Origin of the sequence: Brevundimonas sp. (genome assembly GCF_036402095.1) — a bacterium.
In the GTDB taxonomy this organism is placed as follows: Bacteria; Pseudomonadota; Alphaproteobacteria; order Caulobacterales; family Caulobacteraceae; genus Brevundimonas.
The window spans coordinates 20,584-41,361 of sequence record NZ_DASWTO010000138.1; the positions used below are offsets into that span (position 1 = coordinate 20,584).

The following is a 20,778-nucleotide window of genomic DNA, read 5'->3' on the forward strand; positions in this document are numbered from 1 at the left end:
GGAAAATCTCCTTCCCGCCCAGCCTCGCCGATTCCTTCCGGCGGTAGATTGTCCAGGCGCAACGACAGGCTCAGGCATCCGCGCCATCGGGACGCATCACGGAGATAATGCCCATGCGGCCGCAGCCCCGGCGTCTCGACCTGATTCCCTCCCCCGACTGCCTGGCGTTGACGCGCTGGGGCCTTGCCGATTGCGACAGGGTGGACCAGCGCGCCCTGGCGGAAAGCCTCGCGCGGCTGCAGGACGACGAAAGTGCGCCGCCCACCGACGCACCTGGGCTCATCGGGCGGATCAGGAGCCGCTATCACCGTGTCCTGCTGGAGGTGATCCAGGATGCGGTGGCGCTCGCCACGGCGTGCGAGACGGCTCACGCCGCCAATGACCGGTGGCCGCACGGTCTGTCGGACCGGCTGATCGGCCTGCTCGAGGCGCTCGAGCTCCATCAGCAACGCGAGGACGCCGTGGTGTTCCCGCTGCTGCTGACCAAGAGTCCGCAGGTCACAGCCGCCGTGGCCTTCATGGCGCGTGAACACGCTTCCATTCTGGAGCGGCTGGACTCGTTGTCTGCGGTCACTCACGCCTTCGAGGCTCCGCGGACCGCCTGCATGAAATGGCGGGTCCTCTACCTGCTGTGCCGCAAGTTCGATTTCGACATCCGCCAACTGACGGACATGGAAGAACGCGAGCTGTTCGCCGCGAGTATCCGGGATAGTACGGAGGCGGGTATTTGTTCAGACGCAACGTTCAGGTGAGGGGGAAGTCTAGAAAAGGACTGTAGCGCGAATGTCTCGCGCAATCATCTTGAAGGTCCAGATCAATGCTTCCGAAAATCCTCCCCATCGTCTTGGCTGGAGCCTCGCTTTTCGCGGCAGGTCAAGCCTTCGCTGCTGAGCATACCGTCCAGATGCTGAACCGGGGAACCGGCGGGGCGATGGTGTTCGCGCCGGCCTTTGTCCAGGCCCGTCCTGGGGACACGATCCGCTTCGTGCCCACGGACCCCGGTCACAATGCCGAGACCATCGCCGGGATGCTGCCCGCCGGCGTGACCGTCCAGCGCGGTCCGATGGGACGCGAGTTCGTCCTGCGGGTGAGCCAGCCGGGCGTCTACGGCGTCAAATGCGCGCCGCACTACAGCATGGGCATGGTCGCGCTGATCCAGGTGGGTTCGGCAGACTCCAATGTTGCAGCCGTCCGCACGGCCGTGGCCCGCACCCCGCCGATGGCGCGGCGGCGGTTCACCGAGATGCTGGCCCGGGTTCGCTGATCCGGTCCGGCGGGGCTGAGGGGCCGGCCTTTCGGGTCGGCCCCGAACCCGTTTCACAGCCGGCGGCCGGAAGCCTCGGGCAGGATCAGCCGACGCCGTGTTCCGCCAGGTGAGACAAGGCGCGCGGGTCCCGCACAATGATCCGGCGCCGCGCGCTCCCGGTCACGCCGCGCTGATCCAGGGCCGCCAGCGTCCGGCTGACGGTATGCAGGGTCGAGCCGGCCATTTCCGCCAAGTCCTGGCGGGTGATGGGAAAGTCGATCTCGATGCCGGCGCTGGTCGGCCGTCCAGCCTTCTCCATCAGGCGTAGCAAGGTGCGCGCGATCCGCTGCTCGACCCGCTCGCCGGTCAGTTCGCCCATGCGGCTCTGCAGATCCATCAGGCGGGATCCCGCCGCTGCGGTCGACCGCAGGCCGATCTCGGGATACTGCCGGATCAGCTGCCGCAGCGCCGGGATGGTCCACCAGATTTCGACACTGTCGACCACGGCCACGGCGTCGGCCGGAAAGGCCTGGTTCATGAGGGCGGCGACGGTGCCGTACATCTCGCCGGGGCCTATGAACCTCAGCACCGACTGGCCGCCGTCCGCGCGCGTCTGGACGATCTTGACGCGTCCCTCCAGCAGGCTGTGGCCGCTGACGCCTGGGTCGCCCTGGGCGAATATCCGGGTCCCCGCCACCAGCCGCCGGACGGATCCTCCCGCGACGACGGCCTCAAGCGCCTCAGGCGTCAGGCCGGCGAACATCTCGGATCGCCTCAGGATTTCCGGATCGAACGGAACGGGCATGCGGGGACCTTCAGGCCGACGGTGCTGGCGGCCATCGCAGCAGAGCGGGTCCGGCGCGCGGCGTCGACTCCGGTAAACCCCCTAGGGAGCACACCCGAATATCGTGGGGGAGGGGAGCGACCCTAATCTGGGGCCACAAGTTCATTGGACCGCCTCATGACTGCTCTTCGCATCTGCGACATCACAGAACAGCCGATCGCCACGACGCCGGCCGAGACGCCGGACTGCCACCTGTGCGCCGTCTTCGCCAATGCCTCGGCCGCCCCGCGGTCGCCGTTCGCGCCCGGCGAGCAGCTGTTCCGCCAGGGCGACCCGGTCCGGCTCGTCTACCGCGTCCTGAAAGGTGCGGCGGTCAGCTATCGTCTTCTCAGCGACGGGCGACGCCAGGTCACCGGCTTCCATCTGCCCGGGGACTTCGTCGGCCTGGAGGCCGGCGTCGAGCACGCCACCACGGCTGAAGCCCTGAGCACTGTCCACGCCTCGGCGATCGAACGCTCGGAGCTGGCGGATCGCGCCGCCACCGACATCGGCCTCGCCCGCGCCCTCTGGCAGATCACCGTCCGGGCCGTTCACCGCAGCGAGGACCACGCCCTCATTCTGGCCCGGCAGGGCGCGACGGAACGCGTCGCCGCCTTCCTGCTGGATTTCGCCGAGCGTCAGGGACATCCCGAATTCATCGATCTGCCGATGACGAGACAGGACATCGCGGACCATGTCGGCCTGACGATCCACACCGTCTCCAGGACACTGTCCCAACTGCAGACGGAAGGGCTGATCGAGGCCCGGTCAACGCGGCACGTGCGCCTGCTTCAGAGGGACCGTCTGGAATGCATTTGCGCGTGACCACCCCCTCAACCTCTCCGGATCCGCGCCCGGCTGTCTTCCTCGTCGACGACGACCCCGCGGTCGCGCACGCCGTGCAGTTCTCCTTCGACCTCGAAGGACTGGACGTCCGCAGCTTCAGGGACGCCGAGAGTCTGCTTGCGTCGGGAGACCTGCCGAAGAAGGGTTGCCTGATCCTCGACTACCATCTCCCGGGCGTGGACGGGCTGGGTCTGCTCGAGCAGCTCCGCGCGAAGGACGTGCACCTGCCGGCGGTCCTGATCACGACCAATCCGCGGACGCATCTGAGGGCGCGCGCTGCGGCGGCCGGGGTTCCGATCATCGAAAAGCCGCTGCTTACGGACGCCTTGCTGACGGCGGTGCGCAGCGCATTGGCCAACGTAGACTAGGCCGGTCCGGCCAAGCGTCCTCCCGGCAGCGCGACCGGCTCAGCCGCGCGGGCCCGTCGTCTGGTGTTCGGGCTGGCGCGCCTGCACCAGTATTACCCCACTGAGGAAAACCCCGGCCGAGGCGAGCAGGCTGCCGACCGCGGCCATGCAAAGAAGACAGTGGTCGGCGAGCGGCGCGCAAAGGTCCGCGGCGACAGCCATGTGGCTGGCCGCCGCGAAGGTCGCCGCCGCTGACACGGCCGCGAGGCCCGATCCGAGCCCGAGCAGAAGGACGGCGCTCGTCTCTGAGTCCTGGAAGTCGCTGCGCTGCATCTTGAACCTCGTGAACTGCTCTTGAGCCACGATTTTCAAGCCGAGGCATTGCGTTGGCGCAAAGCGGCGAGCGGCGAGTCCCGGCAGGGAAAGGGCTCTGTCACCGTGGGGCCCAGCCGAATGCCGACTACCATCTCACAGGATACCGACACGCCAGGCGACGTGATCGCCCTGTACCTGTTTGTCGGGGTTGCGGCGGTGATCGCCCTGCTGGCCACCGCCTTCACGGATGACCCGGCGTTCCGCTTCCACGGCTACTTCATGATGGCGGCGTCGGTCGTCGCCCTGGCGGCCATGACCATCGGCGTCGCCCATGGGCGCTTCCGGTCGGACCCGGCCCGTTACGAGGACGGCGTGATCCGCGCCGGGGTGATCGCCACGATGTTCTGGGGCGTCATCGGCATGACGGTCGGCGTCCTGATCGCCGCCCAGCTTTCGTGGCCCGGGATCTTCTACTTCCCTGAGCACGGCTGGCTCAATTTCGGGCGCTTGCGGCCGCTTCATACGTCCGGCGTGATCTTCGCCTTTGGCGGCAACGCCCTGATCGCGACGAGCTTCTGGGTCGTGCAACGCACCTGCAAGGCGCGGCTTGCCGGCGGCGTCTGGCCCTGGTTCGTGTTCTGGGGCTACCAGCTGTTCATCGTTCTGGCGGCGACCGGCTACGTCGCCGGAATCACCCAGTCGCGCGAGTACGCCGAGCCGGAATGGTACGTCGACCTGTGGCTGACCATCGTCTGGGTCGCCTATCTGTTCGTCTTCCTCGGCACGATCTGGAAGCGCAGGGAACCCCACATCTACGTGGCCAACTGGTTCTACCTGGCCTTCATCGTCACCATCGCCCTGCTGCACCTCGTCAATAACGCGGCCGTTCCCGTCGGTCTGCTGGAAGCGCGCAGCTATTCGGCCTTCGGCGGGGTCCAGGACGCTCTGGTGCAGTGGTGGTACGGCCACAACGCCGTGGGCTTCTTCCTCACAGCCGGCTTCCTGGCGATGATGTATTACTTCGTGCCCAAGCGGGTCGAGCGGCCGGTCTATTCCTACCGTCTGTCGATCGTCCACTTCTGGTCGCTGATCTTCATCTACATCTGGGCCGGTCCGCACCACCTGCACTACACCGCCCTGCCGCAGTGGGCGCAGACGCTGGGCATGACCTTCTCGATCATGCTGTGGATGCCGTCCTGGGGCGGGATGATCAACGGCCTGATGACCCTGTCGGGCGCCTGGGACAAGCTGCGCACTGACCCGGTGGTCCGGATGATGGTCGTGGCCATCGCCTTCTACGGCATGTCGACCTTCGAGGGGCCGCTGATGTCCATCCGGACGGTCAACGCCCTGTCGCACTACACGGACTGGACCATCGGCCACGTCCATTCGGGCGCCCTGGGCTGGGTCGGCTTCATCACCTTCGGCGCCATCTACTGCATGGTTCCGTGGCTGTGGAAGAAGGACCGGCTGTATTCCAACGCGCTGGTCGAGTGGCATTTCTGGATCGCGACCACCGGCATCGTTCTCTACATCACCGCGATGTGGGTCTCCGGCATCATGGAAGGCCTGATGTGGCGCGAGTACACGCCCGACGGCTTCCTCGCCAACAGCTTCATCGAGACCGTGTCGGCCAAGCACATCCAGAACGTCATCCGCACCGTTGGCGGCCTGATGTTCCTGAGCGGCACGCTCATCATGTCCTACAACCTGTGGCGAACGATCCGCCTGCCGTCCTCGCGCACCGCCGCGAACGTGCCGGCGACGACGATCGAGCCGCAACTCCTGCCGGCCGAGTGAGGATCGTTCCATGTGGAAGAAACACGCGAAATTCGAGCGCCACTCGCTCTGGCTGGTGATCGGCATCACCGTCGTCGTCTCGATCGGGGGCATCGTCGAGATCGCGCCCCTGTTCTGGGTCGAGAGCACGATCGAGGAGGTCGAGGGCGTCCGTCCCTATACGCCGCTCGAGCTGGCCGGCCGCGACATCTACATCGGCGAGGGCTGCTACAGCTGCCACTCGCAGATGGTCCGTCCGCTGCGAGACGAGGTCGAGCGCTACGGTCACTACAGCCTCGCGGCCGAGAGCATGTACGACCATCCCTTCCAGTGGGGCTCCAAGCGGACCGGTCCCGACCTCGCCCGTGTGGGCGGCAAGTATTCGAACGAATGGCACCGCGAGCACCTGGACGATCCCCGCGCCGTGGTGCCGGAGTCCAACATGCCGCCCTACGCCTTCCTGGCCGACCAGGATCTGGACCAGCACGCCATCCGGCAGAAGTTGCGGGCGATGGTCGCCGTGGGCGTTCCGTACACCGCCGATCAGATCGAAAACGCCGAGGCGGATCTCAGGGCCCAGGTCGATCCCTACGCCAGCGAGACCTCAGCGCTGCGTGGTCGCTATGGCCCCAGGGTGGCCCAGGGCGACTTCGACGGCGACCCGGCGCGCCTGACCAAGATGGACGCCCTGATCGCCTACCTTCAGCAACTCGGCACCATGGTGGATTTCCGCACCTACCAGGCCGAAGACCCGGACAACATGCGATGAGCGGGCTCGACTACGACACCGTCGCACGCTTCGCCCAGCAGGGCGGCACGCTCTACTTCGGCGCGGTTTTTGTCGCCGGCCTGATCTACGCCCTTTGGCCGAAGCACCGCGAGGCCTTCCGCCGCCTTTCCCACCTGCCGCTCGAGAAGGACGAGGACGACCATGTCTGAACGCGAGCGCGACGAGCACTCCGGCGTCGAGACGACCGGGCACGAATGGGACGGCATCAAGGAGCTCGACAATCCGCTGCCGCGCTGGTGGCTGTGGGTCTTCTACGGGTCGATCGCCGTGGCCGTGGTCTATTGGGTGCTGATGCCCGCCTGGCCGGGGATCAAGGGCTATACGCCCGGGCTGATGAAGCAGTCCGACCGCGTCGATGTGGTCGAGCAGCTCTCCGCCCTGCAGGCGCAGCGCGGTCGGGGCGAAGCCCTGCTGATGTCGGCGTCCCTCGAGCAGATCGAGGCCGACCCGGATCTGCAGGCCCATGCGCTCGCCGTCGGCCAGTCGGTGTTCGGGGACAACTGCGCCAGCTGTCACGGCGTGGGTGGAGGCGGGGCCAAGGGCTATCCGAATCTGCGCGACGACGTCTGGCTGTGGGGCGGCTCGCTGGCCGAGATCGAACACACGATCCGCGTCGGCGTGCGTTCCGGCCATGCCGACGCCCGAACGTCGCAGATGCCGGCCTTCGGCCGCGACGGCATGCTCAATGACGGCCAGATGTCCGACCTGACCGAGTACGTCGTGGCCCTGTCCGGCCGGGAGGCCGACCCCGAGGCCGTCGCTCGCGGCCAGCAGCTGTACGCCGACAATTGCGCGGCGTGCCACGCACCGAACGGCGCCGGCAGCCGCGAGCTGGGGGCGCCGAACCTGACCGACCGGGAGTGGCTGTTCGGCTCGGACCGCGACTCGATCCGGGGTCAGATTCACAACGGCCGCAACGGCGTGATGCCGACCTGGGAGGGCCGCTTCTCGCCCGGCGTGATCAAGGCCCTGGCCGTCTACGTCCACGTCAACGCCGGCGGCGGCGAGGCCCCCGCCACGACAGCCTCCGCCACGACGGCACCTGCCGCGAGTGAAGCCGCCGCGCCATGACCATCATCATCGACCGGACCCGCGAGCGGCCGGCGACGGCGGGTCCGGTCTCGGTCGCCGAACGCCAGCGGGAGAAGGCGCGGCCCAAGGGCCTCTACAAGGCGCGCGTGCCGATCTATCCCAAACTGGTCCACGGCCGGTGGCGGTGGATCAAGTGGGCGCTGCTGGTCGCCATGCTGGCGGTCTACTACGTCACGCCCTGGATTCGCTGGGACCGCCCCGGCGCCCTGCCGGACCAGGCCGTCCTCGTCGACTTCGACGGCGGCCGCTTCTACTTCTTCATGATCCAGCTATGGCCGCAGGAGGTGTATTTCATCACCGGCCTGCTGGTGATCTCGGCTCTGGCCCTGTTCCTGGTGACCGCGCTGTTCGGGCGGCTGTGGTGCGGCTACGCCTGCCCGCAGACGGTCTGGACCGACCTCTACATCTACATCGAACGGATGTTCGAGGGCGACCGCAACGCCCGGATGCGGCTCGACGCGGCCCCGTTGTCCTTCAACAAGCTGTGGCGCAAGGGGGGCAAGCACGCTGTCTGGATCGGCGTCGCATTCGGCACCGGCGGGGCGTGGATCTTCTACTTCCATGACGCGCCGACGCTGATCCGCACCTTCTGGGTCGGCACGGCGCCGATGACCGCCTATGTCTCGTGCGCCCTCCTGACCTTCACCACCTATGTCTTCGCCGGACACATGCGCGAGCAGGTGTGCACCTACATGTGCCCGTGGCCGCGCATCCAGGGGGCCATGCTGGACGACCAGTCGTTCCAGGTCACCTATCGCTACGACCGCGGCGAGCCGCGCGGGCCTCACAAGAAGACCGAGTCCTGGGAGGGAAGGGGGGACTGCATCGACTGCAACCAGTGCGTCGTTGTCTGTCCGATGGGCATCGACATCCGCGACGGCGCCCAGTTGGAGTGCATCAACTGCGGGCTGTGCATCGACGCCTGCGACGAGATCATGGACAAGGTCGGCCGGCCCCGCGGCCTGATCGCCTATGACACCGACGCCGCCGTCGCGGCCCGCAACATCGGCCAGAAGCCCCGGCACAAGCTGATACGGCCCCGCACCCTCTACTACGGTCTGGCGCTGGCGCTGGTCGGCGGTCTGATGATCTGGGGTTTCAGCATGCGCGAACAACTGGGCGTGCACGCCCTTCGCGATCGCAATCCCGCTTACGTTCGCCTGCACGACGGCGCGGTCCGCAACGGCTACACGCTCAAGATCGCCAACCACGGGTTCGAGCGAACGACTGTGGAGATCCGTTACATCGGCGTACCCGGCGCGGTGCTGAAGAGTCCCGGCCAATCGACCTCGGATCCGTTGCGCTTCGAGGTCGAGCCGAACCGGGTGACGCCGTTGCGCATCTTCGTTACGGCCCCGGCCGACCAGGTCGCGGAAGGAAGCCGGGACGCAGCTTTTGAAATCCGCTCGGACGGCGAGACGCAGACTGTCCCGACCGCCTTCGACTACGGGGACCCGACTCGATGAACGCGCCCGCGCCCGCCGCCAAACCGTCATTCACCATCAAGGGCTGGCACGTCGGAGCCGCTGTGGTCGCCTTCTTCGTGGTTGTGATCGGCGTGGACGCCGGATTCCTGGTCATGGCCTACCGGTCGCATCCGGGGCAGGTGGCGGCGCGGCCGTACGAGGCCGGGTTGATCTACAATGCCGAGCTTGAGCGGCTGCGGGCCCAGGAAGCCCTCGGATGGCGTGCGGGCGCGGCGGCGCGAGCGGGCGGACTCGAGGTCGTGATGCAGGATCGGGACGGGCGGTCGCTCGCCGGCCTGCGCGTCGTGGCCACCCTGCAGCGTCCGGCGACCGAGCAGGGGCGTAGGGACCTGATCCTGGAGGAAACTGCGCCCGGCGTGTACGCCGCCGCCCGCCCGCTGTCCGGGACCTGGGACGTCCGCATCGCGGCGGCCGGCGCCGGAGAGCGGTTCGTGGCCGAGCGGAGGCTGACATGGCCGTGACCTTCGACGCCGCCCTCGCTCCGGACATGTCCGCCTTCCTGCGCAAGCGGGACGACGGCCGGGCCGGCCTCGACCTGCTGGTCACCGGCGCGCGCTGCGCCGGCTGCATCTCGAAGATCGAGCGGACGGTGACCAGCCTGCCTGGCGTCGAGACCGCCCGGCTAAACCTCTCGACCGGACGACTGGCCATCGGACTGTCCGACGGGGGCGGAGATCCCGCGCGGATCATCGCCGCTCTGGACCGCCTGGGCTATCCCGCCACGCCCTTCGATCCCGCCGCGGCCGCCGTCCAGCGCGACCGCGAAGGCCGCCGGCTCATCCTCGCGCTCGCCGTGGCCGGTTTCGGCGCGATGAACGCCATGATGTTCTCGGTGCCGATCTGGGCCGGCCTGTTCGACCAGGAGCTGGGGCCCGCCACCCGCACCATGATGATGTGGATGTCGGCGGCGGTCGGCGCGCCCTGCGCCATCTTCGCCGGCATGCCCTTCTTCCAGTCGGCCTGGCGGTCGCTGCGGGCCGGACGGGCCAATATGGACGTGCCGATCTCGGTGGGCGTGATCCTGACGCTGGCCATCAGCTTCTCCGAGACCATCCTGAATGGCCGCGACGCCTATTTCGACGCCGCCGTCTCGCTGCTGTTCCTGCTGCTCATCGGGCGCTGGCTGGACCACGTCCTGAGGGCCAGGGCGCGTAGCGCCGCCGGCGACCTGCTGGCCCTGCAGGCGCCCGCCGCCTGCGTCGTCGACGCCCTCGGCCGGGAACGGTCCGTTCCGCTCGGCGACATCCGGCCAGGCGACATCCTGCGCGTGCGGCCCGGCGATCGCATTCCCGTGGACGCGATCCTGGTGGACGGTGAGGCGCTGATCGACAACAGCCTCCTGACCGGCGAGAGCGCGCCGGAGCGGCTGCTCGCGGGCGGGCTGTGCCGTGCCGGCGCGGTCAACACCGCCGGCCTGCTGACGCTGCGCGCCACCGCGCGATCCGAGGATTCGGCGCTCTCGGCGATCGCCCGGCTTGTCGAGGCGGGCGCCCAGTCGCGCTCGCGCTACGTCCGGCTCGCGGATCGCGCCGCCGCCCTCTACGTGCCGGTCGTACATGCGGCGGCGCTGGCGACCTTTGCCGGCGGCTGGGCGCTGGGTCTCGATCCCCGCGAGGCGGTGATCCGGGCTGTCGCCGTCCTGATCGTCACTTGTCCTTGCGCGCTGGGCCTGGCGGTTCCAGCCGTGCAGATCGTCGCCTCGGCGCGGCTCTTTCGTCGCGGCGTGCTGGTCAAGTCGGGGGCCGCGCTGGAGCGTTTGGCCGAAGTGGATCACGTCGTCTTCGACAAGACCGGCGTGCTCACCGAGGGCCGTCCGGTGCTGGTCGGCGCCAGCGCGGCGATCATCGCAATGGCGGCTCCGCTGGCCCGCGCCTCGAGTCACCCGATGGCCCGCGCCATCGCGCGCGCCGCAGGGGAAGGCCCTGTGGCGCTGGAGATCGTCGAACACGCCGGTCTCGGCGTCGAGGGACTCATCGGCGGCCGGCGCGCGCGTCTCGGCCGCGCGGCCTTTGTCGGCGCCCCGACCCTGCGGTCCGGCGAGACGGAACTGTGGTTCGGCTTCGAAGGCGAGACCAAGGTCCGGCTGCAGTTCTCGGACGTGGTCAGGCCGGACGCCGCCGCCACGATAAGGTCGCTGGCCGCCCGCGGCGTCACTTCGGAGATTCTCTCCGGTGATCAGGCGGGCGCCGTCGGCGCGGTGGCCGACGTCGTCGGCGTAACCGCGTGGAAATCGGGCATGCTCCCGCACGAGAAGTCCGAGGCGATCGATCGCCTGAAGGCGGCGGGCCGCAAGGTGCTTATGGTGGGGGATGGCCTGAACGACGCGGCCGCCCTGGCCCGCGCCCATGCCGCGATCGCGCCCGGGTCGGCGCTGGAAGCGAGCCAGAACGCCGCCGACCTGGTGCTGACGCAGGATGCGCTGATGGCCGTCGTCGAGGCGATCGACGTGGCTCGATCGGCCCGCCGCCGCGCGCTGGAGAATTTCGGTTTCGCGGCCCTCTACAATCTGGTCGCCGCCCCGGCTGCGATGCTGGGGTTCGTCAATCCGTTCGTGGCGGCCCTGGCGATGTCCGGGTCCTCGCTGGTGGTCACGCTCAACGCACTCAGGGTCAGGAGCGGACGATGAACATCATCTTCCTGCTGGCGCCGTTCTCGGTGCTGCTTGGCCTGATGGCTGTGGGGGCCTTCGTCTGGACGCTGAGGTCGGGTCAGTACGAGGACATCGAGGGTTCGGCGGCGCGCATTCTGATCGACGAAGAGGGCGAATCCGACCGGCCTGCGCCCGGGCTGGAGGCGGCCGCGACCTCAGCGCCCGCGGGCGCCGAGGGCCCCCACCGCGGCTAGCCAGGCCTGCCGCCGCGCGGGTGACAGGCCCTCGATATTGCCGATCAGCGTGTCGCGGATCGGCCTGATGCCGACGAAGCCGAGGACGTTGCGTTTCAGCGCCTTGAGCCCGTGCGCGCCAAACCAGAGTCGATAGACGGGCGCCGGCATGCCCATGGTGACGATGAGGCGGGCGGAGCGGCCGGTGAGCCGCCCCGTCATGGCGTGGCCGGCCCTGAAGGCGAAGCCTGGCCGCAGAACCTGCTCCAGCAGCGCCTTCAGGCGCGCCGGTTGGGCGCCCAGCCACAGGGGATGCACGATCATCAGGTGTTCGGACCACGCCACCAGATCCTGGGCCGAGGTCAGATCGGGACAGGCGTGGGGGGCCTCCCAGTCGGCGCGCCCCAGCAGGATTGGAAAGTCCAGTTCGGAGAGGCGCAACAACCGGACCTCGTGGCCGGCCTTTCGCGCTCCGTCCGAATAGGCGTCGGCGAGAGCGTGGCAGTAGCGGGCCGGGTCGCCGTCCGGATGACCGTCGATGATCCCGATCCGCATGCGCCTACAGAGCCCTCAGCTGAGCCACCCGGAAGGTGTGCATGGCGCCGTCCGGCGCCTGGAGGGAGACGTATTCGCCCGGCGTGAAGCGCTCCTCGCCGAACCGGAAGCCGGTCTCGTCGTCGACGTCTCCGGGAAAATCCAGCACCCACTGGCCGCGGCCGGAGCTCAGCAGCCAGCCGGTCGCCACGGTTTCGTCGCGGTCGAACCGGCGCACCCGGCAGGCCTTGTCCTGCGACCGGGCCGCCTTTGGATCGAGGCGGCCGTCAGCGTCCAGCGGCGCGACGAGGTCGTAGCCGCTGTGGGGATCGCCGTCCGGCTTGCCGGGCTCACGGGCGAGTTCAAGGCGGATGTGGTGCAAGGCGCTGGTCATGGTCGTCTCCGGTGTCAGTGGGCCAGAAGCAGGCAGAGGGTGCTTTCGGCCAGAAGGGTTTGGGTTACGCCGCCGAGGGCCCATTCCCGCAGCCGGGCGTGGCCGTAGCCTCCGGCCACGATCAGACCCGCGCTGCGGGAGAGGGCTTCGTCGAGTATCTGGCGGCCCGCCGGCTGCTCGCTGCGAGCGGCGAGCACCGGCTCGGCGGCGATCTCGTGCCGGGCGAGGTATTCCACCACATCCGCCAGTTCGTCCGCCGATCCGGCTTCTTCGTCCGGGCGGATCGCGTAGACGGTGACGCCGCGGGCCCGCTGCAGCAATGGAATGGCCGCCGCGAGGGCGAGACGGGCTTCGCGGCTGTCTTTCCAGGCCACCAGGGCGGGTTCGCCGACCGGATTGCGCATCCGGGTGGGCGGGGTCGCCAGGACCGGCCTGCCGCACGCCATCAGGACATCCGCTACGTCGGGAGCGTGATAGGGCGCTCGCGTGTTGCGGCTGCCCAGAATGACCAGGTCGGCCCCCCGCGCGGCGCGGGTGCAGGCTTCGCCGGGGAAGCCGATCTGGCCCCGCCAGTCCGCCTCGACGTCGCGGGCGCGGACGATTTCGGAGAAGCGCGAGCGGGCGCGCTCCACCTCCGCCTCCGCCATGTCGCGGTAGAGGGCCAGCAGTTCGCCGACCATGGCGCCGCCGGCAAGGGGATCATACAGCGGCGGCGCGATGGATCCGGCGCACAGCCCGGTCAGGTGCGCACCGAAGGCGTTGGCGAGGTCGCAGGCCAGTTCGAGGCGGCTGTCGCTCTCGAGGCCGTCCTCCACGGCGACAAGCAGGCTGGCGTAGGTCATGGTGGTCTCCGTCTCTGGAGATGGAGAACCACACCGCAGCCTCAAGCGCTTTGATCGTGATCAACGCGGCAGGCCTGCCTGGAGGCCAGCATACGCAACTCTGGAGATGTTCAATGCTCGCACCCCGCCTCGCCGCCGCCGCTCTTGCCCTGATCTGCGCCGGGTGTGCGGGCCAGCAGGGCCTCGACGCGCCCGCATCGTCCGGCGCCTCCATGACCGCGCAGGCCGCGGAGCGTGGTCAGCGCCTCGCCTCGGCAACCTGCGCCAGCTGCCATGCGACCGGTCAGGCCGGCGCCAGCCCGCTCGCAGCAGCGCCGCCGTTCCGCGACATCGCCCACCGCTATCCCCTCGATCAACTCGAGGCGCGCTTCGCCGAGGGCCTGGCGACAAGCCACCCGGCCATGCCCGCGTTTGTTTTCCGCGCCAGCGAGATCGACGATCTGATCGCCTATCTCGAAACTCTGAAGGCGGAGCCATGAGCCCGGCGGCGCCTCCCATTCACGGCGGGGCGGTCGCGGCCGTCGTCGAACTGCTCGATCGCGAGCGTCTGATGACCGTGGCCTGCAACCGCCCCGACGGCTGGCCGCAGGCGACGACCGTCGGCTACCTGAACGAGGGCCTGAACCTCTATTTCGTCGTCGCCCGCACGAGCCAGAAATTCGCCAATCTCCAGGCTGACCCGCGGGCGTCGGTGGCGATCCGCTCGCCCGGCGGAAGCCGGGGCGACGCCGTCGGGGTGTCAATGGCGGGCCGCGTGGTCGAGGTTGTCGATCCCGCCGCGGTCGAAAGGCTCAATCGCCGAATCATCGAGCGGTACCCCGACCTGCATGCCTACTGTCCCTCCGGTGACTCCGTCGCGGTGCTGCACTTCAGACCCTCCATCGTGTCCCCCGTCGGCGTGACGCGCGGACGCAGCGATGCGGAGACCTTCACCATCGGAGACGTGGAACCCGGCGGCGTTTCGCAGCTGTTCTGACGGCTTTTGACACCGATCAAGGCGCAGCCGGGCCGCCAGTCCAAGGGTGGGCGGGAACGGAGATCATCATGAGCCTGAAACGCATCCTCACCGTGGCTTCGGGCGGCGCGGCCGACTCGTCCGCCCTGGCCTTCGCCGCCTGGCTGGCGGGTCAGCACGACGCCGTGGTGGCGGTCGTTCCCGCCTATCCCGACTCGGCCATCGACATGATCGCCCTCGGCATGACCCTTGGCGCCACCCTGTCACGGGACGCCATTGAGGAACTGGCCGCCGCCGAGCGCGATATCCAGGATCGCATCGAATCCGCCGCGCGGAAGGCCGCGGGGGCGGCGGACGTGACCTACGGCGCCGGCGAGGGCGCGCCTCGCCTGTCGGTGGTCGTGAGGGGGCTCAGGCCGGCCTTGGCGCTGTCGCGGCATGCGGCCTTGGCCGATCTGGTCGTAATGGCCCACGAAGGGCTCCAGGGTGAACCCGGGCACGAGCTGCTGGGACAGATTCTGCTCGCGGACCGGGCGCCGGTGCTGATCGCCCGCGGCGAACCCGACCGGTTGTCCGGCCCGGCGGCCATCGCCTGGGATGGAAGTCCGCAGGCGGGACGCGCCGTCCGTGCGGCCCTGCCCCTGCTGGCCATGGCCAGTTCCATCCATGTGCTGCAGTGCATCAGCAGTCTCGACCGGCGGGCGGCCGATCCCGACATCGATCCGCTCAACGCCTATCTCAAGCTTCATGGCGTCGGCGCCGGCGTGCCCACGCTGGTGGAGGGCGCTGACGAGGGAGCCGCTCTGGTCGCGACGGCGGAAGCCGTCCAGGCCGGGCTGCTGGTCGCCGGCGCCTGGGGCCACTCGCGGCTTCGGGAGACGGTCTTCGGGGGCGCTACGCGAACCTTCCTGCGCGGGAAGAACGGTCCCAGCCTGTTGTTGGCGCACTGATATGGCGGCTCGCGCCCTGGCGGCGAACACCACGGTCACCGGCCTCATCGCATGACGGCCCGCCTGACCTTTCACGGAGCCGCCGAGTGCGTGACCGGCTCCTGTATGCTCCTGGAGATCGCCGGCCGCCGGATCCTGATCGACTGCGGCATGTTTCAGGGCCCAAAGACGCTCAAGGCGCTCAACTACGAACCCTTCCCATTCGCGCCCGCCTCGCTTGACGCGGTGCTGCTGACCCACGCCCATATCGACCATTCGGGGCTGCTGCCCAAACTGGTCAAGGCCGGTTATCGCGGTCCAATCTTCGCGACCCGGGGCACGCGCGACCTCTGCGAGGTCATGCTGGCGGACTCCGCCGGCATCCAGGAAAGCGAGGTGCGCCACCTCAACCGGCGTAACGCCCAGAGAGGTCTGGATCCGGTCGAACCCATTTACGGTGCTCAGGACGTCGATCAGACCCTGCGACTGTTCCAGCGCGTCAAATTCGGGGAGCCGGCGGCGATCGGCGCCGGCGTGCAGGCGACGTGGTGGCCGGCCGGGCATCTGCTCGGCGCCGCCTCGATCCAGGTGCAGGCCGGGGAGGGGGAAGACGCCCTGAACCTGCTGTTCTCGGGCGACCTCGGTTCGGGGCGACAGCCCTTCCTGCCCCAGCCTGCCGGTCCGGCCGGCGTGGATCATGTGATCCTCGAATGCACATATGGCGACCGGGAGCGCATCGACCTCGAGCTGACCGCCCGTCGCCGCGCGCTGGCGGACGAACTGCGGCAGGCACGGGCGGCCGGCGGACCGCTGCTGCTGCCGACCTTTGCCGTCGGGCGCGCCCAGGAACTGATCCTCGACCTGCTGGCGGTGATGGAGGCGCAGCCCGATCTGACCGCCGACATCTTCCTCGATTCACCGCTCGCCATCGAAGCGACGGAGGTGTTCCTGAGGCGCGGCTGGAATCCAGACACTGGCGAGAATCCGTTCGAACCGTTGCGGCACGCCACCCGTCTGCACCATCTGATCCGGCCGCAGGAGAGTGATCGGCTGGAGCGCCTGACAGGCTGGCACGTCATTCTCGCCGGCAGCGGCATGTGCGACGCCGGGCGAATCCGCCGTCACCTCAAACGCCTCCTGTGGCGCAGGGAGGTGACTGTGCTGACGACCGGCTTCATGGCCGCCGGCACCTTGGGCCGCCTGCTGGTCGAGGGGCATTCGGCCGTCCGCGTCCAGGGCGAGGACATCCGGGTGGGCGCCCGCATCCGCAATCTGGACTGCTACTCCGGCCACGGCGATGCGACGGATCTCGTGGAATGGCTCAAGGCGCGGGAGCCTGTGGGAGGAACCGTGCTGCTCGACCACGGCGAGCCGGACGCGATCGCGGCCCTGTCGGGGCGGCTGGCGGCGGCCGGGCACAGGCCGGTCACCGCCCGGCTGGACCAGACCTACCTCCTGACCCGCGCATCCGCTGAACCCCTGCCCGGAAACGTCGCGCGGCTGGCGCCCGGGCAGGCGACGCGGCCGGACTGGCACAACGACCGCGCCGCTCTCCTGGTCGCCCTGAACGAACGGCTGCAGGCGCTGCCGAGCGACGAGGCGCGGGCGCGCCTGATCGACCGGCTGAGCACGCTTCTGGAACCCTGAGCCGCTTCAGTGGGCGGTGTAGCCGCCGTCGATGACCAGTTCGGCGCCGGTGACGAATTTCGCCTCGTCTGACGCCAGATAGACGGCCCCCCAGGCGATGTCGTCCGGCTCGCCGATGTGGCCAAGCGGGTGCAGCGAGTCCGCCGCCTTGCGTCCTTCCGCGAGGTCGCCCTGCGCGGACAGGTGGGCCTCGACCATCGGCGTCCAGATGAAGCCTGGATGGATCGAGTTCACGCGGATCTTGTCGGCGGCGTAGAGCAGCGCGTCGGTCTTGGTCATCAGACGCACCGCGCCCTTTGACGCGTGGTAGGGCGGTACGTCGGGCCCCCCGACCAGCCCGTAGATCGACGACAGATTGATGATCGACCCGCCCTCCGCTCGCTTCAGGTGGGGAATGGCGTGTTTGGTGCAGAAAAAGACGCCCTTGACGTTGATCGCCTGGACCCAGTCCCACTCGGCCTCGGTGATCTCGTGGGTGGGCTTGTTGGCGCCTGCGACGCCGGCGTTGTTCACCAGGATGTCGATGCGACCGAAATGCTCGACGACCGCCTGCATCACGGCCTGCACCTCGCGTTCGCTGGAGACGTCGCAATGCCAGTAGGCGGCCGGCAGCCCGCGCTGCCTCAGCATCTGGATCAGATCGAGTCCCTCGGCCTCGAGGACATCCAGCAGGGCGACGGACGCGCCTTCTTCCGCCATGCGGATGGCGGTGGCGCGGCCAAGGCCCAGGGCCGCGCCGGTGATGACGGCCACCTTGTCGGACAGGCGATTCATGGCTTCTGCTCCTCAGGGACCGCCGGCCGGAGGCCGGTCGGTCGTGGCGCCGGGCGCGTCGCCCTCAGGCGGCCGCCAGCCTGGTCAGGCCGCCGTGATGCCGTACGCGGAACCGCCGGCTGCCCGCGAACTCGACGACGCCGTCCGCCTGGAGACGTCCAAGCATCCGGGAAACGGTCTCTATGGTCAGCCCAAGGTAATCGGCCATGTCCTGCCGGCTCATCGGCAGCGTCACCAGATCGCCCCGGAACCGGTCGGCCATGTCCAGGAGAAAGCGGGCGACCCTTTCGCACGCGGTAGCGCGCCCCAGCAGGAGCATGTGGGTCTGGGCGCGGGCGAGCTCTGTGGCGGTCGCGGCCCAGACCAATTTTTCGACCCGCCCCGACTCGAAGGCGACCGATCCGGACCGTTTCACCACAATGACTTCGCAGTCCGTCAGGGCTTCGGCCGAGAACCTGTGGGCGGGACCTGTCTCCACGCCGAAAACGTCGCCGGCGTAGTAGAAGTCACCGATCTGGCGGCGTCCGTCGGCGAGCAGATGACTGGTTCTGATCGAACCCTTCACCAGGCTGTAGATCAGGTCCGCAGACTCTTCCTGGCCGTAGACTTCCTCGCCAGCGGCGAAGTCCAGACGCAGCGCGCCATCCCAGATGTCGCTCACGCCTCCGGGGGCGGAAAAGATCGCGGGGCGAAGTGGCTCAATCGAAGTCATGTCGGTCTCCCCTGTCGAGGAAGAGTTAAGCCCCGGATGGCGGGCCGCGACATTCGGGACCTACCCCTAGGCGTGATTACCTAAGGGCTCCACCGGAGGCCCGACGGCGTTCTTGCGCGATCTCCGCCTTGCGTTGGATCAAGGCGAACCCATGGCTCCCGTCTCCAGTATCGAGCCTGACCGCGGCACCTTGTCGGCGGCCGATGGAGATGGACGATGAGGTTGTACGGAAAGTGCCTGGTCCTCGTGGCTGACGGGCAGAAGGCGCGCCTGTTCGAGGAGCGGCGTAGGGCCGGACCCCTGTTCGAGATAACAGCTCAACTCGGCGACCTTTCGTCTCATGGGCCCGAGGCTTCGACCCATGCGGGGCGCGTCCATGACCGGCGTGGAGCCGGCTCGCACACCACCGGTGGTCCTTCGCCGACCGAGAAGCGCGAGCTGGGCTTCATCAGACGCCTCGCGGAGCGGATCGACGCCATAGCCTCCGGCGGCGGCTTCGACGATCTGGTGATCATGGCGGCCCCTCGCGCGCTCGGCCAGTTGAGACAGTCTCTGGCCGCCGGCACGATCCGTCGGCTCAGCGCGTCCGAAGCCCACGATCGGGTCGCCTGCCGCCCTGAGGAGATCCATGCGGCTCTCCACGCCCTGCGACTCCGGCCAACGGCGGCGGACTAGGACGTTTCGGACAGGACAGCGCCATGCCACGCCGGATCGAGCAACTGGCCGGAGAGATCGTCCGGCTGCAGGGCGAACTCGACCGCGAGATCGAGAAGCGCCGCGCCGACCTCGGCTGGCGCCTGAACGAGGGCCTGCTTGAGTTCGAGCACGGGTTGACCCAGCGCCACCGCCGGCTGCGCCTCGGCGTGGGGACGTTCATGGCCCGCTCGCCGTTCGCCACCGTGATGACCGCGCCGCTGATCTACTCCCTGATCATCCCGATTCTGCTGATCGACGCCTGGGCCTCGCTCTACCAGGCCGTCTGCTTTCGAGCCTACCGAATCCCGCGAGTGCGCCGGTCACGCTACATCATCGTGGACCGGGACAAGCTGGCCTACCTGAACGCTGTCGAGGCGCTGAACTGTCTGTACTGCGAGTACGCCAACGGCGTCGTCGCCTATGTCCGGGAGATATCCAGCCGTACCGAGCAATACTGGTGCCCGATCAAGCACGCCCTGGCGATCACCGACCCGCACCTGCGCTACCAGCAGTTTCTGGAGTACGGCGACGCCGAGGGTTACCGGGCCCGCCTCGACGAGTTCCGCCAGCGGCTGCGCACAGAACCCGACGACGTCGATCCAGCGGCCAAGCCCGGTTGATCCAACGGGCGGGGCTTCGATCAGTGTCCGTCCCCGGCCCGGCCCGCATCTCCCGCGTTTGACGCCGATCAAGGCAGGTCTTCACCGGAGATGGTCTCAACGACCTGCAAAGGAGCCCGTCATGTCCAACGACACCCTCCCGGTTCTGTTGATGATCGTCGCCTTCTTCCTGACCTTCCTGATGCCGGTTCGGGGCGTATCGCTTCTCGGCCGCCAGGCATCACTCCACCGGCGCGAGGCCGTCGCCCGCAGATCGACTCTGTAGGGTGCGGCCGTCCGACGATCGGGGAATGACGATGGACCACGGTGCGGGAGGTCACATCGCGGCCCACCGCCCGGCGCCGCAAGGGTCGATCGCCAATGTCCCCCCGGACACGATCTACACCTGTCCCATGCACCCGCAGATCCGGCAGGTTGGCCCCGGCGCCTGCCCCATCTGCGGCATGGCTCTCGAGCCAGAACGCGTCACTTCAGAGGTCCCCGCCAATCGCGAGCTGATCGATTTCAAACGCCGGTTCTGGGTTGGCCTACTGCTGACGCTGCCCGTTCTGGGCCTGGAGATGGGCGGGCACCTGACGGGCTTGGCCATGCGGCTTTCAGGCCAGAGCTCGAACTGGATCCAGTTCGTCCTCGCCACGCCGGTGGTGCTGTGGGCCGGCTGGCCCTTCTTCGAGAGAGGTTGGGCCTCGATCGGCCATCGCAGCCTCAACATGTTCACCCTGATCGCCATGGGCGTGGGCGCCGCCTGGCTCTACAGCGTCGTGGCGGTGCTCGCGCCGGACCTGTTCCCGGCCGGCGTACGGCGGATGGACGGCAGCGCCCCCGTCTATTTCGAGGCGGCGGCTGTGATCACTGTCCTGGTGCTCCTTGGCCAGATTCTGGAGATGCAGGCCCGCGAACAGACTTCCGGCGCGATCCGCGCCCTTCTTGATCTCACGCCGAAGACCGCGCGGCGGGTGGGCGAGGACGGCGTCGACGAGGATGTCACGCTCGACCGCATCATCGTCGGGGCCCGCCTTCGCGTCAGACCGGGGGAGAAGATCCCCGTCGACGGGGAAATCCTCGAAGGCCGGGTGGCGATCGACGAGTCGCTCGTCACCGGCGAGTCCATGCCGGTCACCAAGGAA

Annotated in this window: 27 protein-coding genes; 20 read left to right on the forward strand and 7 right to left on the reverse strand. The window is 68.6% G+C overall.

What is annotated here, in order from left to right; translation table 11 throughout:
• The first annotated feature begins 113 nt into the window (after window positions 1-113).
• Both VGD32_RS09840 and VGD32_RS09845 read left to right on the forward strand, forming a co-directional pair.
• A complete protein-coding gene (locus tag VGD32_RS09840) occupies window positions 114-752 on the forward strand; it encodes a hemerythrin domain-containing protein (protein ID WP_331031712.1) in 639 nt (212 codons plus the stop codon).
• Window positions 753-904: 152 nt separating this feature from the next.
• Entirely contained in the window at window positions 905-1,264 is a 360-nt protein-coding gene (locus tag VGD32_RS09845) for a pseudoazurin (RefSeq protein ID WP_331031713.1), read from the forward strand.
• Window positions 1,265-1,349: 85 nt separating this feature from the next.
• On the opposite strand, the gene VGD32_RS09850 is transcribed toward VGD32_RS09845, so the two are convergent.
• A complete protein-coding gene (locus VGD32_RS09850) occupies window positions 1,350-2,051 on the reverse strand; it encodes a Crp/Fnr family transcriptional regulator (RefSeq protein ID WP_331031714.1) in 702 nt (233 codons plus the stop codon).
• A 156-nt stretch (window positions 2,052-2,207) separates the two neighbouring features.
• On the opposite strand from VGD32_RS09850, the gene VGD32_RS09855 reads away from it, so the two are divergent.
• Window positions 2,208-2,894, forward strand: a complete 687-nt coding sequence (locus tag VGD32_RS09855) for a helix-turn-helix domain-containing protein (protein WP_331031715.1) — start codon at window positions 2,208-2,210, stop codon at window positions 2,892-2,894.
• A complete protein-coding gene (locus VGD32_RS09860) occupies window positions 2,891-3,283 on the forward strand; it encodes a response regulator transcription factor (protein ID WP_331031716.1) in 393 nt (130 codons plus the stop codon). Before VGD32_RS09855 ends, VGD32_RS09860 begins: the two co-directional genes overlap by 4 nt.
• A gap of 39 nt (window positions 3,284-3,322) precedes the next feature.
• Here VGD32_RS09860 and VGD32_RS09865 read toward each other — a convergent pair whose 3' ends face one another.
• Window positions 3,323-3,595 (reverse strand): hypothetical protein, encoded by a 273-nt coding sequence (locus VGD32_RS09865; RefSeq protein WP_331031717.1) that lies wholly within the window; start codon window positions 3,593-3,595, stop codon window positions 3,323-3,325.
• Window positions 3,596-3,889: 294 nt separating this feature from the next.
• Here VGD32_RS09865 and ccoN point away from each other — a divergent pair, with 294 nt between their 5' ends.
• The 8 genes from ccoN to ccoS are packed head-to-tail and all read left to right on the forward strand — an operon-like array spanning window position 3,890 to window position 11,569.
• A complete protein-coding gene (gene ccoN / locus VGD32_RS09870) occupies window positions 3,890-5,377 on the forward strand; it encodes a cytochrome-c oxidase, cbb3-type subunit I (RefSeq protein WP_414644401.1) in 1,488 nt (495 codons plus the stop codon).
• Window positions 5,378-5,387: 10 nt separating this feature from the next.
• Window positions 5,388-6,125: a cytochrome-c oxidase, cbb3-type subunit II gene (gene ccoO, locus VGD32_RS09875; protein WP_331031718.1), complete on the forward strand. Its 738-nt coding sequence runs from the start codon at window positions 5,388-5,390 to the stop codon at window positions 6,123-6,125.
• Entirely contained in the window at window positions 6,122-6,295 is a 174-nt protein-coding gene (locus VGD32_RS09880; RefSeq protein WP_331031719.1) for a cbb3-type cytochrome c oxidase subunit 3, read from the forward strand. The genes ccoO and VGD32_RS09880 overlap by 4 nt, the downstream gene beginning before the upstream one ends.
• On the forward strand, window positions 6,288-7,217 hold the full coding sequence (gene ccoP / locus VGD32_RS09885) for a cytochrome-c oxidase, cbb3-type subunit III (protein ID WP_331031720.1): 930 nt from the start codon (window positions 6,288-6,290) through the stop codon (window positions 7,215-7,217). Before VGD32_RS09880 ends, ccoP begins: the two co-directional genes overlap by 8 nt.
• Complete coding sequence (gene ccoG, locus VGD32_RS09890) at window positions 7,214-8,704, forward strand: cytochrome c oxidase accessory protein CcoG (RefSeq protein WP_331031721.1); 1,491 nt, start codon at window positions 7,214-7,216, stop codon at window positions 8,702-8,704. Before ccoP ends, ccoG begins: the two co-directional genes overlap by 4 nt.
• Window positions 8,701-9,186, forward strand: a complete 486-nt coding sequence (locus VGD32_RS09895) for a FixH family protein (protein ID WP_331031722.1) — start codon at window positions 8,701-8,703, stop codon at window positions 9,184-9,186. Before ccoG ends, VGD32_RS09895 begins: the two co-directional genes overlap by 4 nt.
• Window positions 9,177-11,351 (forward strand): heavy metal translocating P-type ATPase, encoded by a 2,175-nt coding sequence (locus VGD32_RS09900; protein ID WP_414644396.1) that lies wholly within the window; start codon window positions 9,177-9,179, stop codon window positions 11,349-11,351. The genes VGD32_RS09895 and VGD32_RS09900 overlap by 10 nt, the downstream gene beginning before the upstream one ends.
• Window positions 11,348-11,569, forward strand: coding sequence for a cbb3-type cytochrome oxidase assembly protein CcoS (ccoS, locus tag VGD32_RS09905; protein ID WP_331031723.1), 222 nt, complete (start codon window positions 11,348-11,350; stop codon window positions 11,567-11,569). The genes VGD32_RS09900 and ccoS overlap by 4 nt, the downstream gene beginning before the upstream one ends.
• Here ccoS and VGD32_RS09910 read toward each other — a convergent pair.
• From VGD32_RS09910 to VGD32_RS09920, 3 genes are read right to left on the reverse strand one after another with little or no spacing between them, the layout of a single operon-like run.
• Window positions 11,531-12,103 carry an NAD(P)H-dependent oxidoreductase gene (locus tag VGD32_RS09910; protein WP_331031724.1) on the reverse strand — a complete coding sequence of 191 codons (573 nt, stop codon included), beginning with the start codon at window positions 12,101-12,103 and terminating at the stop codon, window positions 11,531-11,533. The two genes, ccoS and VGD32_RS09910, sit on opposite strands and share 39 nt — an antisense overlap.
• A 4-nt stretch (window positions 12,104-12,107) precedes the next feature.
• On the reverse strand, window positions 12,108-12,476 hold the full coding sequence (locus VGD32_RS09915) for a hypothetical protein (RefSeq protein WP_331031725.1): 369 nt from the start codon (window positions 12,474-12,476) through the stop codon (window positions 12,108-12,110).
• 14 nt (window positions 12,477-12,490) lie between these two features.
• Entirely contained in the window at window positions 12,491-13,318 is an 828-nt protein-coding gene (locus tag VGD32_RS09920; RefSeq protein ID WP_331031726.1) for a universal stress protein, read from the reverse strand.
• Window positions 13,319-13,431: 113 nt separating this feature from the next.
• Between VGD32_RS09920 and VGD32_RS09925 the strand changes: the two genes are divergently transcribed.
• The 4 genes from VGD32_RS09925 to VGD32_RS09940 all read left to right on the forward strand — a co-directional run bounded on the left by VGD32_RS09925 (window position 13,432) and on the right by VGD32_RS09940 (window position 16,849).
• Window positions 13,432-13,797 carry a cytochrome c gene (locus tag VGD32_RS09925; protein WP_331031727.1) on the forward strand — a complete coding sequence of 122 codons (366 nt, stop codon included), beginning with the start codon at window positions 13,432-13,434 and terminating at the stop codon, window positions 13,795-13,797.
• Window positions 13,794-14,294, forward strand: coding sequence for a pyridoxamine 5'-phosphate oxidase family protein (locus tag VGD32_RS09930; RefSeq protein WP_331031728.1), 501 nt, complete (start codon window positions 13,794-13,796; stop codon window positions 14,292-14,294). Before VGD32_RS09925 ends, VGD32_RS09930 begins: the two co-directional genes overlap by 4 nt.
• 68 nt (window positions 14,295-14,362) lie before the next feature.
• Complete coding sequence (locus VGD32_RS09935) at window positions 14,363-15,223, forward strand: universal stress protein (protein WP_331031729.1); 861 nt, start codon at window positions 14,363-14,365, stop codon at window positions 15,221-15,223.
• Between the two features lie 90 nt (window positions 15,224-15,313).
• Window positions 15,314-16,849 (forward strand): MBL fold metallo-hydrolase, encoded by a 1,536-nt coding sequence (locus VGD32_RS09940; protein ID WP_331031730.1) that lies wholly within the window; start codon window positions 15,314-15,316, stop codon window positions 16,847-16,849.
• A 6-nt stretch (window positions 16,850-16,855) separates the two neighbouring features.
• On the opposite strand, the gene VGD32_RS09945 is transcribed toward VGD32_RS09940, so the two are convergent.
• Together VGD32_RS09945 and VGD32_RS09950 are read right to left on the reverse strand one after the other, a co-directional pair.
• Window positions 16,856-17,623 (reverse strand): glucose 1-dehydrogenase, encoded by a 768-nt coding sequence (locus VGD32_RS09945; RefSeq protein WP_331031731.1) that lies wholly within the window; start codon window positions 17,621-17,623, stop codon window positions 16,856-16,858.
• A 64-nt stretch (window positions 17,624-17,687) separates the two neighbouring features.
• Entirely contained in the window at window positions 17,688-18,284 is a 597-nt protein-coding gene (locus tag VGD32_RS09950; protein ID WP_331031732.1) for a helix-turn-helix domain-containing protein, read from the reverse strand.
• A gap of 267 nt (window positions 18,285-18,551) precedes the next feature.
• Between VGD32_RS09950 and VGD32_RS09955 the strand changes: the two genes are divergently transcribed.
• The 4 genes from VGD32_RS09955 to VGD32_RS09970 form a co-directional block, all read left to right on the forward strand.
• A complete protein-coding gene (locus VGD32_RS09955) occupies window positions 18,552-19,010 on the forward strand; it encodes a host attachment protein (RefSeq protein WP_331031733.1) in 459 nt (152 codons plus the stop codon).
• Window positions 19,011-19,033: 23 nt separating this feature from the next.
• Entirely contained in the window at window positions 19,034-19,651 is a 618-nt protein-coding gene (locus VGD32_RS09960) for a hypothetical protein (RefSeq protein WP_331031734.1), read from the forward strand.
• A gap of 121 nt (window positions 19,652-19,772) precedes the next feature.
• On the forward strand, window positions 19,773-19,916 hold the full coding sequence (locus tag VGD32_RS09965; protein WP_331031735.1) for a hypothetical protein: 144 nt from the start codon (window positions 19,773-19,775) through the stop codon (window positions 19,914-19,916).
• Window positions 19,917-19,941: 25 nt separating this feature from the next.
• The coding region (locus VGD32_RS09970) for a heavy metal-binding domain-containing protein (RefSeq protein WP_414644400.1) at window positions 19,942-20,778 on the forward strand (837 nt) is incomplete at its 3' end.